The organism is Vibrio hepatarius, assembly GCF_043642085.1.
In the GTDB taxonomy this organism is placed as follows: Bacteria; Pseudomonadota; Gammaproteobacteria; order Enterobacterales; family Vibrionaceae; genus Vibrio; species Vibrio hepatarius_C.
In genome coordinates, this window is the sequence record NZ_JBHZSA010000004.1 from 510,210 (window position 1) to 524,071 (window position 13,862).

A 13,862-nucleotide genomic window follows, 5' to 3' on the forward strand; every position below is an offset into this window, starting at 1 on the left:
ACTGGATAGTTTGCCTGGTCTTGGGTGTTTGTTTTGTCGTTTATTTAAAAGTGTAGTTTTTTGTGTTGGGGTTAAAATGAAGTCTCGTGGGCCTTTTTGTATACGTAATGCTGCGGCTGATACGTTTGCGATGGTAGTTTTCTGCTTTGTGTCTGGCATGATCATTGAGATCTTTATTTCAGGCATGACCTTTGAGCAATCTTTAGCGTCTCGTACACTTTCGATCCCAGTCAACATCGCTATTGCCTTCCCATATGGCTTGTTCCGAGACTACGTTTTGCGCCAAGGTGCTCGTATATCTAACACTGGCGTGATGAAGAACATCTCTGACCTAGTCGCTTATGTGCTGTTCCAGTCTCCTGTATATGCAGCAATTCTGTTTACCGTTGGCGCATCAACCGATCAAATCATCACAGCAGTGACCTCCAACGCAGTGGTATCTTGCGGCATGGGCGTGCTATACGGTTACTTCCTAGATATGTGCCGTAAGTGGTTCCGCGTTCCGGGCTACTACCAGGAAGCATAAAGGCAAGAAGCATAGAGGCAGGAAGCGTAAGGCGTAATTTACGCAGCTAAGTATTTATAAAGAAAGACGCTCAAGGGCGTCTTTCTTTCGTTTGGAACTCACTTCCCGAATTATGCTAAATGTTCAAGTGTCGGGTAGTCGGTATAGCCACGACAGTCGCCGCCAAACAGAGTTTTCCCATCAAGCTCAGCCAAGGGTTGCTGATGCTTCAAACGCTCAACCAGATCTGGGTTAGCAATAAATGGGCGCCCGAACGCAACTAAATCGGCATAGCCCTTGGCCACTATTTCATTTGCTGTTTCTTGGGTATAGCCACCCGCGACAATAATCGTATTGGTGAAGTTCTTACGTAGCTCAATACGAAAAGCCTCCGGAATAACAGGCGCGTCATCCCAATCTGCTTCAGACAAGTGCAAGTAAGCGATATCTCGTGCTTGCAGCTGTTTCGATGCCTCTAAAATCGTTGGCACAATCTCAGGGCAGTCCATATCTTTAAACGTGATGAATGGAGCAAGCCTAACGCCGACTTTATCAGCTCCAATCGCTTTGCTGACTGCATCAACTACTTCTAACAAAAAGCGAAGTCGGTTTGTGGTAGAGCCGCCATATTGATCATTGCGCTGGTTCGAGTTAGTACGCAAGAACTGATCGATCAGATAGCCATTGCCGCCGTGGATCTCGATGCCGTTAAACCCTGCTTCAATCGCGCGTTTCGCGGCATAGGCAAAATCACTCACAACACGGTCAATATCAGCTTGAGTCATGGCTCTTGGCTCTACACAGTCGACCATGTTGCCATTGCCTTGCTCATCAGCAATCCAAACTTGCGTAGCAACGGGCTTAAGCGCGGAAGGGGCGATAGGTAACTCACCATTTTGAAAGGTAGGGTGAGAGACACGGCCGACATGCCATAACTGACAGAACATAGCTGCCCCTTGCGCTTGAGTCGCTTGGGTGATGTTCTTCCACCCTTCGACGTGCTCGTCAGTGTAGACACCAGGCGTAAACGAATAACCTTGCGAGTCATCAGAAATTTGCGTCGCTTCTGAGATAATCAACCCCGCACTCGCACGCTGGTGGTAATAGGTCGCCATCATTTGGTTTGGCACATTACCCGGCTGACTGCTTCGCGCTCGTGTCATAGGCGCCATGACCATGCGGTTTTGTAGAGTTAGCTGCTTAAGCTTCGTGGCCTCAAAAAGTGTACTCATTGCTCTGTTCTCCAATTCGTGTTGATGGAGCCAGTATATTTATTGGCTGAGATTTGATAATTGAGTAATATTTGAATTGATTATTCAGCTCAGTCGAATAATGAAACGAAAGGAGAGGGCATGGACAAGTTTGCTGATATGACGCTGTTTGCGAGTATCGTTCAAAACCAAGGCTTAGCTGCAGCGGGTAGAGAGTTGGGGTTATCACCTGCAACCGTCACCGCTCGGCTACAGGCGTTAGAAGAGCGCTATGGCGTTAAACTGCTTAATCGCAGTACGCGGCATATTTCATTGACCGATTCTGGCGCCATGTACCATCAAGCTTGCCTAGAAATTATAGATACGGTTAAGCAGACAGAGAACTTGCTCCAAACGGGCAGCAAGCAAGTGCGCGGAACATTAAAGATTTCAGCGCCGAGAGATATTGGTAAGCAGTATATCTCTCCCATCGTATCGGCCTTTTGTGAGCAATACCCAGACGTGACGCCTTATTTATACCTTAACGACAACCTGACCAATTTGGCCGAGTCGGGGTTAGATGTGGTCATTCGCTACGGGGAGTTAGCCGATAGTAACCTCATCTCTCGTAAGCTGGCATCGAGCCGACGAGTGTTGTGCGCCTCTCCGCAATACTTGGCGAAGAAAGGCACGCCACTTACCCCTCAAGACTTAGCCGAACATGACTGTTTAGCTATGGTACGCAGTAACGAAGAGCTGAAGACATGGCATTTTCAATATGATGCCCAGCACAATGCCATTACCGTGGTTCCTAAGCGATTATCTGATGACGGTGAAGTGATTCGCCAATGGGCACTGGACGGGGCAGGGATCGCACTTAAGTCGATTCTGGACATCAATGAAGACCTTAAGCAGCAGCGGCTGGTGACGGTGCTAAATGGCTATATGAAGAACTTTAATGCCGCGACTTCTGCATCAGGCGCTGACCTTAATGTGATTTACTTAAGTCGTCAGTACCAACCTAAACGACTGCGCTTATTCATCGACTTTTTGCTTGAGCGATTTGAGCGTGACGTTCAACTGCCATAAGTGCTATTTATCAACATAACTGGCCGATTCATGATCGAATTAGCTAGTAAGTGTACAAACAGGCTAATAACGGCGCTTTTTTTGGGTAATAGGCTTGACCTAACCTAATAGAATCATTAAATTAGCGCCTCGTTGGTTAACGATACCAACCACAATTTGATTCGGTGAGTTGTCCGAGTGGCTGAAGGAGCACGCCTGGAAAGTGTGTATACGGCAACGTATCGAGAGTTCGAATCTCTCACTCACCGCCACATTCTAAAGAAGACGTCCTAGGGCGTCTTTTTTTGTGCTTGAAATTTTATAAATCAATGACTTAGGATTAATTTTGATTTTTAGGGTTAAGTAATATTTCTAGTAATCATCTATCACGATTTAAAGTGAGAGTTTCGGGTGATCTTATATAATCGGTGTAATTTAAAATGAAACTGAGCTTATAAGGCTATTTGCTATTCTCAGTGTTTATTGTTTGTGATTCAATGCGCTTAAATGCTTATTGGAGGGAGCCAGATGGCGCGAAAGAACGATGGAATTATATGGCACTTAATGGACGCACCTTGGTGGTTAAGCGTTTTACTCTCCGCGAGTATTTATCTCGGCTTTTCATATATTTTACCTAGCATTGCTACAAACAGTGGTAATTTTGTTTTTGATGCCATTGGTCAAAGCCTTCCCCAAATAGCGCCATATTTTGCCTTTTTATTTCTGCTTCCTGCACCTGTGGCGTTTATTAAGCAGTATCAGAGAAAGCGCAGCTATGTCACAACCACATCTCGGATTAAATCTCACAAAAGCCCCACGCCATTGCATGCTCTTAGCTGGTTAGAGTTTGAAAGCTATATCGGTGAGTACTTCAAACTCCAGGGATACAAAGTCAAACAGGAGTTCTCACAGAAACCTGATGGGGGTGTTGATATTTGGCTTACAAAGGATGGCGAGCTAAGCCTCGTACAATGTAAACATTGGAAATCTCGAAAAGTGGGAGTGCAAGTACTGCGCGAGATGTACGGGGTTATGATTGCTAACAAAGCCAGTAAGATGATTATTGTAACGTCAGGAGATTTCACGTCAGAAGCTGTCGCTTTTGCGTTAGATAAGCAATTGTGGTTGGTCAATGGTAGTGAACTGGTTCATATGATTGGAGATAGACGTAGTTTTCAGGATCAGCGTTCAGTACCAGACTCGACACCTGCGACAAAGACAGATTCCAAAGTTTGCCCAAGCTGCCAATCCAAACTTGTGCTGCGCGTAGCTAGGAGAGGGCCAAAAGCAGGGCGTCAATTTTACGGTTGTTCTGCTTATCCGAAGTGTCGTTACACTAGTGATTTGTGAACGTGAAGCTGAGCAGGTTTCAGGTAAAGGAATCTTCGCTTTAACAGTCGCCGAACTTGCACTGAATAAAACACACTTTTGCCCCAAACCGTTTTAGAGTCTGCTTACTTTTAGATAAGAAAGAGTAATGTTCTTGGTTGCAATCCAATTGGGCAACAGCTTGTTGCCCAATTTGGAAGTAACCTGTTCCAGAAAATGTCCAATAGCCAGTTGGACAAACTCTAGCCCTCAATTGTGCAATAGGCTCTTGCACAATTGCGAAACTGCTTGTTTCGTAAATTACATATTATGTCCCAAAGTCATTTATGAGTAGATACTCTTCACTATCGGCAAGTGCTCAGGTTGAGTAGTATTTTCAATCTAAACTCCGAATCGTAATGTTGAAATCAGTACACTAAAGAATATTTAATCTACGTTAAAAACTTTCCCTTCCTTTAATGCTGATTCAGGATCCCACCATATCTTTTTTAAGTGGTTTATACACTGAGAATACAAATCGATCACTAAATCTGCATAAATAGGATTAGGAACAAAGTCTTTAGATGATCTTTCAGAGTTTCTTTGTCTTCTTAGCACATATATCTCATCTATGAGAGACATCTCGGGTGCTGCTTTATCCATTTTTAAAAATTCAGCCACTACGAAATATTTACAATATGGTGTTGCTCGTTTAACTTTTTCCGCAGTTCCTGAGCATTCATCCAGCATATTTCTTTCTAAGTATCTTTTGCATTCTATCGCTATTGAAGGAATAACAATGTCAGACTGAACTTGGTTTCCTGTGCTGGTTGAGCCTATACTTAGCTTCAAGTTTGATCCAAGTACAAAGTCGTGGTCTTTCTTTCTAACTGTATATTCTGGAACATCTAACAAAGATTCAATTGAGCTCGGATTAAAAATTAAATCGACGAAGCCTTTTGCAGGCTTTCTTAACATATCTGTACCTATAACCTCAGAAATATTACAGAATAAGTATTCGAAAAACTCCTCCAAGATTGATGGTTGTAATACTTCTTGAGCACTATTAATTCTTTGGTCAAATATTGCTTCAGAGTAGCTTTTATACTCGTTCAAATATTGAACCAATAGTTCAATACCAGCTTGGTCTCTAGTTTTAACGCTTAAAGATTTTTCTTTCCAAATTTCGTATTTCTCCAAACAACCAAATAAAGAGTCGTCTTTGTTTTTAATCTTAGAAACCTTTTTTCTTAATTTGCTTCCATGGATATAGGTTGTTGGCTCAAAATTACTACTAGACATTAATTAGCTTTCCTGATTCTAGTCGGTCATAAACATGCCCTTTGGACTTAGTTGCTAACTGCATTGAAGTAACAACATCATCTAACAATTTTTGAAAGACGTCCGATTTTAAAGATGATTTATTTCTCCTTGCCTCTGAACGTACTTGCTTTCTTAAACAATAAATTTCATCAAGGTGGCCAGCTGCGTAGTTATCATTTAATGAAAAATCAACGGTTTCAGTCACTAGAAAGTATTTTGCAACAGGAAATGTTCTCTTAAGTCTTTCAGCTGAAAACTCAAGGCCACTTAACTTGTTGATATCAATGTTAGTTTTTACTTCAAATATTATTGAAGGAACGACAAATGATTGCTCCTTTCCTTCTAAAGTGGTGGTGCAGATTGCACCACCTAAGCATAAGTCTTGATTTTTCCTACGAATATTCCATGTGTTATCTGCTGTACCGTTAAGCGTCATTTCTACAACAGAGTCTCTAGTGCTAAAATAGTGGGGGATACCGAGAGCTGAGAGCCTTTTAGATATAATTCTATAAAGAAACTCTGGAATTACGCTACCTGCAAAATCACTTCTCCAATTAAAAAATGAATCCTGTCTCTCAATTTCTTTTGTATAGTTAACATAAGTTTCTAGCGCTGAAACGGCTGTTGAAACGTTACCATTTTTTACTTGTTCCCAATCTGCATTTTTCAAATAGTGGATGTAATTTTTCTTGACGTTATTTAGTACTTGAATTCGCTCGGGTGTTAATTGTTTGGTTCTCTTACTCTTTTGAACTAAATTGTTTTTATGTGACAAATTAGAGTTTGTCATACCCTATCCTTAATAGCTAATCTGGAGTTGTTCTTCTTTTATAAATTCATTACTATATTTTATTGCATTTAATAATCCATCAGCAACGGTTTTCCCTAATAGAGGAGGTACTGCATTTCCTATTTGATTATATTGACTTAGAAAATCTTCATGTTCTCGACCATGTTTTTTGAGGAACTTCGAGCTCATCTGAGTTCTCTTTCCCTTAAAGATATAAGTATCAGGAAATGACATTAGCCGTGCAGCTTCTCTTGCCGTTAGGTTTCTGTGTTGTGTTGGGTGAATAAAAGTAGACTGAAAGTTAGCTGTTATACACAGTGATGGCTTATTACCAAATAACCTTTGATTGTTCATCTTATAAGATGTAACTTTCTTTTCATCAGTTTTTCGTCCAATTCTGTAGCTACTATGGCCTTCTTCCATTCCCTTAAACCTTTCAACTAATCGAGAGGTATGCTTCATGGCAACGTGGTTAAAAACTCCGTTAGAGCCACTACGCATTCGGTTTTGAAAGTCACTCATAGCTTTGGACTTATAGCTCTGAGCATCATCGATACCTTCCGAGGCATTCAATTCTGGTAAATCAGATATAGCCTCATTCACAGATATATAAGGTTGCAAGCCACAGTTAATATCGGCCGAATGAGTTGCTGGCATGAATGGCGTTGGTAATTCAGTTCTAGAAGCAATAATAAATATTCTTGACCTTAATGACGGAACCCCATATTCTTCCGCGTTTAGCGTTTCCGAGTATACATAGAACCCTAAGCTCTTGAGTGTATCTGTTAAGTAATCAAATACTTTTTTGTTTTTACTGATACTGCCAGTCTTGAAGCCCTTCACGTTTTCAATTATCACGTATTTAGGTTCAACTTCCTCGACTACCCTCAAAAAATCGGTCACTAGAGAGTTAGACTCGGCAATAATGCCATATTGTCTTTTTCCTGAAACAGAAAAGCCTTGGCATGGGGGACCTCCAGCAACAATATCAACTTTTCCTAGGAATTTGTCTCTCCAAAAGCCTTTTTCGATCGAAGAAATATCTTTTTGAATCACTTCGACATTTGGATGATTATGTCTATATGTATCAGCTGCCCATTGATCAATTTCACAAGCCGCCAAAACTTCTAAACCAGCTTGCTCTAGTCCACAGGATAAACCACCACAACCAGCAAACAAATCAAGTACTTTAAGCGACATTTTTACATTCTCTTTTGGTTAATAATTTAGAAATATTTTTGGCTATAGATTCTGATAAAAGGGGTGGGACCGCATTACCAACCTGCATGCGTTGGTCTAAATAAATATCGTCTAATAGTCCTTTTTTGATAGATAGTTTTTTGCTAAGTACAGCTCTTTTTCCTTTAAGTACAAACCAATCGGGAAATGACTGAATTCTGAGCAGCTCTCTGACTGTGAAATTCCTATGTAAAAATGGATGAATGAAGTTGGAGTGTGAAGAGGCTACGACTGAATTACATGGTAAGTCTGGATGTTGGCGTCTACTATTTTGCGAATATTTTTTCTGAGATTTAATTTGTGGCATTCCTCGTTTGCTCGGCATATTTTCAAGAGTTACATTACCTTCACTTTGCCCAATTTTTATTTCTTTAAATCTCTCGATGACTCTTTGAGTATGTCTCATTGGTTCAGAGTTAGTTAACTCCCCATTAGAATCCACTCTCATTAGTTTCTGATAATCATTTTTAGGCATACATTGATAAGACTCAGTAGGATCAAAGTCAGCAAATGTACGTTGTGGCAAATCTGAAATAGCTTCCCATAAGGTAACTTCTTTCTTTGTATTATTGTTATCGAATAAATCACCATTGCCCGACTTAGTATGTGTTTGATTTGGGAATAAACGATACTCAGATAGGGAAGATAGATCTTTATTTATACCAATTATAAACAAACGTTGTCTTTTTTGAGGAACACCAAAGCTACGTGCATCTAGAAGCTCATAATGAACATTATATCCTACTTTTTCTAATTCAGATTTAATCAAGTTAATAACTTTCTCACCAGATTCTGTTTTTGTTTTAAGTAGCGCAGGAACATTTTCAATAATGCATAGCTTTGGCTTTAATACATTGACAAAACGAACAAACTCTTCAAATAGTGAATTTCTTGGGTCTTTAGGATCCTTATTTACTATATTTGCGTGTGAGAACCCTTGACAAGGTGGACCTCCAATTATTACATCTGGCACTTCATTGCTAAGTTTTAATATCTCATCATTAGTTATTTTACAAATATCACGCTCAATCACAGGAACTTCTGGAAAATTAAATTGATGTGTTTCTGAAGCCCACTTGTCAATTTCAATAGCATATAGTTGTTTGAAACCTGCATTTTCGAATCCAAGGCCAAATCCTCCCGCTCCTGCGAATAGGTCGATAAAAGTAAAGCTATTATTGTTCATTTATAAATCATTCTCTTTGTTTAACTCTGGTACCAGGAGAGTTAGAACCTTTAACTGTTGAGTGTTGCTGTACGAATTCGCGCATGAACTCTCGCAATACTTGTGCAGCTGGGCGGTCAAGATTTTTGCAGCATTCCAAAAAATTGGAGTGTAATTCAGGTTCAATCCGTATTCTCAATGCCGAACTTTTCATATTTCAAAGTGCCTTTGTGGTCACAATGTGTATCCATTCTCTCGATTCTATTGGTATCCCACCTTTGTCGTCAATGTCTTTATCTAATTATAATTATGCGAATAGTTGCTTTTGTTTTTTTCTTAAGCAATATCAGAGAGTTAAACTTAAATAGAGTATAGATAAAGTAGTACGGTTATCATATGCGTTCACTATCGGAGACCGAAAATGTACCGAGTGAGGTAGTTGTTGGGTGGAAAACTAAGTTTAATAAATTACAATGCTCAAGTTGGGGAAACTTACCCAATATGAATTAGGCAACAAAGTCCTTCCTGTTCCTAAAACCCGCTCAGGCGCACTTTTTAGTACCTAATCACCGATTTCCATGCAGAGATTCGCTTGAAAGTTTGTAGCAGATTTCAACGTTCGCAAGCGTCGATATGATCTATACGGAGAAATGTGTAAACCTGTAATAAAAGGTGCATTTGTGCGAGTCTCGAAAGGAGATTTTCTTCTGGTCAGCTAACTCAGATTTGTCCAATTATAAGTTAACAATACGTGAGAGAACTAATGTGAGTGAACTATTGATGGACTTACACGCCCGACTTCAGCTTTTTAGCAGTGAATCTCGTATCTGGCATCATCGATCTGGATTCTCATCACAATCCCTCATTCCTTTCTAATACTCTATCGCCATATGCAATCAAGATGGTTATTATGCCTTTAGGGAAACTTTTGGGTATTAGCCATGGATGTAAACCTCTCTTTTTACAACGAAAATGCTGCTCAATTGGCTGAGCAGTATGACTCGGTTGATTTTGAATCCGTACATAGTAGTTGGCGTTCATACTGGCCTCTATCGGGTTGCCGAGTGCTGGATGTCGGGGCTGGTTCAGGCAGAGACGCCCAGTGGTTTGATTCACATGGCTGCAAGGTTGTCGCTATTGAGCCTTCGGCAGGTTTTCGTCAGTTAGGCCAACAGTGTACCTCGCCGGAAGTTCATTGGGTTGATGCCCAGCTTCCAGACCTTAGTAACCTAGACGCTTTATCCGATGGCTTCGATCTTATTCTTGTCTCAGCAGTGTGGATGCATATTCCTGTGCCCAAGCGCTATCAGTCACTTTGTTCTTTAGTGGAACGGTTAGCCGAAAGGGGCAGAATTGTTATTACTCTGCGTCATGGTGCATTTGGTGATGGGCGTACAAGCTATGGTGTCTCTCTTGCTGAGTTAGAACAGATTGCTCAACGATTAGATCTAATGGTTTGTCATGTTGAAGATACTGAAGATGGGCTATCTCGGACAGGATTGACTTGGCAAACAGTGGTACTAGAAAAAGCATCATCAGTGCAGAGAAAGAGGAAATAAGCCGTGTCTCTTGAGTTCTATGTTGAAAAGTTCCAGAACCTAAATATGAACAGTGCTGGTGGTAAGAAAAGCCCGCATAAGGTGTGCATGCTGTTGACTGTAATGGATTTAATTCAAGCTGGTCATCTGGTAAAGAACAGAATTGAGTTCAACCAAGTGGTGAAAGATCGCTTTAGCCATTACTTTGATAGTTTCGCTCAAGGCAATGATCGTAATACTCCAGAGAACCCATTTTACCATCTCAAAAGTGAAGGCTTTTGGCACCTGAGTTATCACGCTGGTTTTGATGAGATAAACGCCAAAAGGTATTCATCCAAAGCGATAGAGTACGCCTATTTAGACCAAGAGCTGTTTGATTATATGAATAGCTCTATTGTTTCAAACGAGTTGAAAGATGCGCTTGTAGCGAATTTCGCTGATCTTCCATCCTTGTTCCGCCAATGGCTGCTAGATATTGGTAAGTCTGAGAAAACGGCGAAGAACTGCGTAGGAGCGATTAGAGGCTCTATCTCAAATTGGCTTGCAGATATTGGTGAACTCGAACAGCCACTCACCGAGGTTAAATCTTATAAGCAGTTTATTCGTTATGAAGAGCGAGTCAGGCAGTTGGATGAGTTTAAGATTCGGGACTCGCGCGGTAAAGGGATGTATAGCGAAGCGTTAGATCATTACCACCAATTTTTGATCGATTTGTCCCAGATTGATGTTAATGCCGATGTCCGTGAAGTTATGAGTGATAGAAAACTAACGGAAACTGAAAAGACGATTTTAATTAACACTCGGTTGGGGCAGGGCCAATTTCGCTCAAAACTTATCGAGATGTGGGGTGGCTGCGCGGTGACGGGGTATCGAAATACACAACTTCTGCTTGCTTCGCATATTAAGCCTTGGCGTAACTCAAACAACCAAGAGAGGCTCGACAAATATAATGGGTTGCTGCTTGTGGCGAACTTAGATAAGGCGTTCGATCTCGGGTTTATATCCTTTGATGATGGCGGCAAGGTGATGATTTCAAAGTACCTTGAAGCGCCCAATGTTCTAGGCCTTCGTGAAGGGATGTCGTTTAATATCAGACGAGAGAACAAGCCTTATCTTGGCTACCATCGTGGGGTGTTGTTTAAAGGGTTTTAACTTAGCTCTGCTCTTCTAACAAAAAAGCCAGACATCGCTGTCTGGCTTTTTATCAATTCTAATTAGCGCATCTAACTATCGACGGAAATTACGACCACGTGATGATTTTGCTTTGTGCGCTGACGCTGCCTTAGCTTGCGACTTTAAGATAGACTCAACGGTCAACTCCATTGGCTCTTTCGGTTTTAGGCCATGCGGAAACGTGCGAGCACGAGGGGGCAAGTCATACTCTTCAGCCGATGCGCGAGGCATGCGTTTAAAGCGGTAAAGATAAAAGTTCTCTAGTTTCTCGCGTGCCCACTCGGTTTTCTTTAAGTACTTAACACTGCTGGCAACCGACGGCTTGGTGTTAAAGCAGTTAAAGCGCATCGCCGTATCAAGAATGTCCCAACCATAGAAATCCACCAACTCTTGCAGCATGGTTTCTAGCTTAAGACCGTGCAACGGGTTGTTCTGTTGCAGTTCAATTCTTTCTTCATCAGTCATCATAATAAGCTCCTGGTTTCTACTTACCTAGCTGGTGGTTGGGTGGCTTTCGAGTTCGATAAAACGATGGTCGTTGGCCCGAACAGTAATAGGGGGCGGATACTAGCAGAGTTGGTCATTTTTCCCTAATCATCCGTTGATAAAACATTCCCTTAAGCTTAGTCATAGTTCTAGATATCTATGGTGTTGCTTAATTGTTTCTATTTTTAGATGATTGTATTCACTTTAGGCTAATAACTCATTACAATTTGCTTTCTTACTGCCGGAGTGCAGTACTATCTCGTAGTCACTTTTAAGGATGTAAAGTGTTATGACCAACCTGTCATTTAAGAACAAGATCATTGCCCTTATTGTTGCAATCATCACCCTCACTATTGCGACGTCATACTTTAGCGTAAATCATTTCATTAGCCGCTATATTCAAGAATCTGATAGCCAAAATATTACTCATAATGTTGATCTGATTAAGAAGAAGATCGAAACCGAACTCAGCAATAAGCTCTCGCTCGCCTCTAGCCTGAATTTCAGCATGATGGATATCGCAGAAGCTAAAGACAACAGCGGCTTTGCGCATGTGGTGAAGGTGGTCAACGGCTACGCATTCGATGATACAGGCAACATGAGTGATGAAGATGCGCAGGTATTCATTGACCTAGCTGAGTCTCATGGTGATGAGCTGGCCATTAGTCCAGTGACCAGAACGGAAGCGGGCTACCAAATCGTATTTTCAGTCAAACGTGCCGATGACTCGGTTGATTTCTTCACCTTACAGCTCAACGAGTTCGGCGCAATCATTTCTGAATATGCCGCACAAGGTAGCTATGCCCAGTTGATGGCAGGTAATGCGACCATCTTTACCAATAAGCAAGGTGATAACCTAACGCCGATTCAACGCCAGATTGAGTTTGCGGGCCAATCATGGCAGTTAGTCGGTTATATCGATTTAGATACTATCCAAAGCAATACCGATAAGCTTAATTGGCTGATCACCTTAGCGCTGCTAGTCTGTGCGGCTATTATCATCACCGTCAGCGTGGTAGTGATTAATTACTCCTTCAAACCGTTGAAGCGTTTACAAGATGTGGTCGCGGATTTATCGCAAGGTAACGGCGATCTAACCCAGCGTTTAACTGTGGAACGAAACGATGAGATTGGCACGATTTCGTTGTCTATCAACCAGTTTATTGAAAAGCTTCAGCACATGTTTGTCGATGTTTCTCGCTCTTCACAAGCGATTGATAGTGCGGTGCATAATATCGCTGAGCAGTCGGCCTCAAACGTTAAGACGCTCGATCAGCACACACTTGAAACGGAGCAAGCCATCACGGCGATTGAAGAGCTAAGTGCAACCGCGGCTTCTATCTCAGACAGTGCTGATAACGCAGCCAAGCTGACAGAAAGCACCAATCAATTTGCTGAACAATCTAAACAGACAGTCAATAACGCGGTAACCAGCGTGAATGCTCTGGTGAATCAGGTTTCTGCGATGTCTGAAGTCACTAGCACCATGAGTGAAGACACCAAGCAAATTAGCAGCGTACTGCAAGTGATTGGTGAGATTGCTGAGCAGACTAACTTGCTGGCGCTGAACGCCGCGATTGAGGCCGCTCGCGCAGGTGAGCAAGGCCGCGGTTTTGCTGTGGTGGCGGATGAGGTAAGAGCGCTGGCGGCAAGAACTCAAGATAGCACGTCTCAGATCAACGAGATGCTGGCCAAACTGAGATCAACGACAGACAATGTGGTCAACGAAATGGATGCAACTCGCCATAGTTGTGAGCAGACCGCAGCGAACACCAATCAGGTCATGGACTCGCTTAACCAAGTAACCAACTCTGTCGTTGAGATGAATGACCTTAACGCCTTGATTGCAACGTCAGCGATGCAGCAGAGCCAAGTGACAGGTGAAGTAAGTACTAACATGGCGGCAATTCAAGAGATTGTAAGGTTGCTGAATAACAACGCAGGAGAGGCGCACTCAGTATGTGAAGAGCTGCGTGAAACCTCGGTCGACTTATCTCAATTAGTCGGTAAGTTTAAGGTTCAGTAGCTTTAGATAGAATAAATAACGCCACCTTGATCGGTGGCGTTATTGTTTAGG

12 protein-coding genes, 1 tRNA gene and 1 pseudogene are annotated in these 13,862 nt (G+C 41.9%); 8 read left to right on the forward strand and 6 right to left on the reverse strand.

The features are described from left to right. The first annotated feature begins 76 nt into the window (after positions 1-76). Entirely contained in the window at positions 77-526 is a 450-nt protein-coding gene (locus ACHUFZ_RS11625) for an L-alanine exporter AlaE (protein WP_053438532.1), read from the forward strand. Positions 527-636: 110 nt separating this feature from the next. On the opposite strand, the gene ACHUFZ_RS11630 is transcribed toward ACHUFZ_RS11625, so the two are convergent. Then, the gene (locus tag ACHUFZ_RS11630; RefSeq protein WP_394127292.1) at positions 637-1,737 is read right to left on the reverse strand and encodes an alkene reductase; all 1,101 of its coding nucleotides are present in this window, start codon (positions 1,735-1,737) and stop codon (positions 637-639) included. Positions 1,738-1,857: 120 nt separating this feature from the next. On the opposite strand from ACHUFZ_RS11630, the gene ACHUFZ_RS11635 reads away from it, so the two are divergent. The 3 genes from ACHUFZ_RS11635 (at position 1,858) to ACHUFZ_RS11645 (ending at position 4,113) form a co-directional block, all read left to right on the forward strand. Further along, positions 1,858-2,784: a LysR family transcriptional regulator gene (locus ACHUFZ_RS11635; RefSeq protein WP_394127293.1), complete on the forward strand. Its 927-nt coding sequence runs from the start codon at positions 1,858-1,860 to the stop codon at positions 2,782-2,784. A 163-nt stretch (positions 2,785-2,947) separates the two neighbouring features. Then, positions 2,948-3,035: transfer RNA gene (locus tag ACHUFZ_RS11640), tRNA-Ser, on the forward strand. A 256-nt stretch (positions 3,036-3,291) separates the two neighbouring features. Next, entirely contained in the window at positions 3,292-4,113 is an 822-nt protein-coding gene (locus ACHUFZ_RS11645; protein WP_394127294.1) for a restriction endonuclease, read from the forward strand. A gap of 405 nt (positions 4,114-4,518) precedes the next feature. On the opposite strand, the gene ACHUFZ_RS11650 is transcribed toward ACHUFZ_RS11645, so the two are convergent. From ACHUFZ_RS11650 to ACHUFZ_RS11665, 4 genes are read right to left on the reverse strand one after another with little or no spacing between them, the layout of a single operon-like run. Beyond that, positions 4,519-5,373, reverse strand: a complete 855-nt coding sequence (locus tag ACHUFZ_RS11650) for a Bpu10I family restriction endonuclease (protein WP_394127295.1) — start codon at positions 5,371-5,373, stop codon at positions 4,519-4,521. After that, complete coding sequence (locus ACHUFZ_RS11655) at positions 5,366-6,184, reverse strand: Bpu10I family restriction endonuclease (protein ID WP_394127296.1); 819 nt, start codon at positions 6,182-6,184, stop codon at positions 5,366-5,368. Before ACHUFZ_RS11655 ends, ACHUFZ_RS11650 begins: the two co-directional genes overlap by 8 nt. A 9-nt stretch (positions 6,185-6,193) precedes the next feature. Beyond that, positions 6,194-7,384, reverse strand: a complete 1,191-nt coding sequence (locus tag ACHUFZ_RS11660; protein WP_394127297.1) for a DNA cytosine methyltransferase — start codon at positions 7,382-7,384, stop codon at positions 6,194-6,196. Continuing rightward, on the reverse strand, positions 7,374-8,609 hold the full coding sequence (locus ACHUFZ_RS11665) for a DNA cytosine methyltransferase (RefSeq protein ID WP_394127298.1): 1,236 nt from the start codon (positions 8,607-8,609) through the stop codon (positions 7,374-7,376). The genes ACHUFZ_RS11660 and ACHUFZ_RS11665 overlap by 11 nt, the downstream gene beginning before the upstream one ends. Before the next feature lie 363 nt (positions 8,610-8,972). Between ACHUFZ_RS11665 and ACHUFZ_RS11670 the strand changes: the two are divergent. From ACHUFZ_RS11670 to ACHUFZ_RS11680, 3 genes and pseudogenes are all read left to right on the forward strand, one after another. Further along, a pseudogene (locus ACHUFZ_RS11670) lies at positions 8,973-9,084 on the forward strand (IS5/IS1182 family transposase); the annotation flags it as partial. A gap of 445 nt (positions 9,085-9,529) precedes the next feature. Beyond that, the gene (locus ACHUFZ_RS11675) at positions 9,530-10,147 is read left to right on the forward strand and encodes a class I SAM-dependent methyltransferase (RefSeq protein WP_394127299.1); all 618 of its coding nucleotides are present in this window, start codon (positions 9,530-9,532) and stop codon (positions 10,145-10,147) included. A 3-nt stretch (positions 10,148-10,150) separates the two neighbouring features. After that, complete coding sequence (locus ACHUFZ_RS11680) at positions 10,151-11,278, forward strand: HNH endonuclease (protein ID WP_394127300.1); 1,128 nt, start codon at positions 10,151-10,153, stop codon at positions 11,276-11,278. A 75-nt stretch (positions 11,279-11,353) separates the two neighbouring features. Here the strand turns inward: ACHUFZ_RS11680 and ACHUFZ_RS11685 are convergent, their stop codons facing one another. Further along, positions 11,354-11,767, reverse strand: a complete 414-nt coding sequence (locus tag ACHUFZ_RS11685; protein ID WP_394127301.1) for a VF530 family protein — start codon at positions 11,765-11,767, stop codon at positions 11,354-11,356. 307 nt (positions 11,768-12,074) lie between these two features. Here ACHUFZ_RS11685 and ACHUFZ_RS11690 point away from each other — a divergent pair, with 307 nt between their 5' ends. Continuing rightward, positions 12,075-13,811, forward strand: a complete 1,737-nt coding sequence (locus ACHUFZ_RS11690) for a methyl-accepting chemotaxis protein (RefSeq protein WP_394127302.1) — start codon at positions 12,075-12,077, stop codon at positions 13,809-13,811. Positions 13,812-13,862: the final 51 nt, after the last annotated feature.

Coding starts and splice junctions, on each gene's coding strand:
- ACHUFZ_RS11650 (WP_394127295.1), bottom strand. CDS start 5,373: ATGTCTAGTAGTAATTTTGAGCCAACAACCTATATCCATGGAAGCAAA.
- ACHUFZ_RS11665 (WP_394127298.1), bottom strand. CDS start 8,609: ATGAACAATAATAGCTTTACTTTTATCGACCTATTCGCAGGAGCGGGA.
- ACHUFZ_RS11685 (WP_394127301.1), bottom strand. CDS start 11,767: ATGATGACTGATGAAGAAAGAATTGAACTGCAACAGAACAACCCGTTG.
- ACHUFZ_RS11690 (WP_394127302.1), top strand. CDS start 12,075: ATGACCAACCTGTCATTTAAGAACAAGATCATTGCCCTTATTGTTGCA.
- ACHUFZ_RS11675 (WP_394127299.1), top strand. CDS start 9,530: ATGGATGTAAACCTCTCTTTTTACAACGAAAATGCTGCTCAATTGGCT.
- ACHUFZ_RS11655 (WP_394127296.1), bottom strand. CDS start 6,184: ATGACAAACTCTAATTTGTCACATAAAAACAATTTAGTTCAAAAGAGT.
- ACHUFZ_RS11625 (WP_053438532.1), top strand. CDS start 77: ATGAAGTCTCGTGGGCCTTTTTGTATACGTAATGCTGCGGCTGATACG.
- ACHUFZ_RS11645 (WP_394127294.1), top strand. CDS start 3,292: ATGGCGCGAAAGAACGATGGAATTATATGGCACTTAATGGACGCACCT.
- ACHUFZ_RS11660 (WP_394127297.1), bottom strand. CDS start 7,384: ATGTCGCTTAAAGTACTTGATTTGTTTGCTGGTTGTGGTGGTTTATCC.
- ACHUFZ_RS11630 (WP_394127292.1), bottom strand. CDS start 1,737: ATGAGTACACTTTTTGAGGCCACGAAGCTTAAGCAGCTAACTCTACAA.
- ACHUFZ_RS11635 (WP_394127293.1), top strand. CDS start 1,858: ATGGACAAGTTTGCTGATATGACGCTGTTTGCGAGTATCGTTCAAAAC.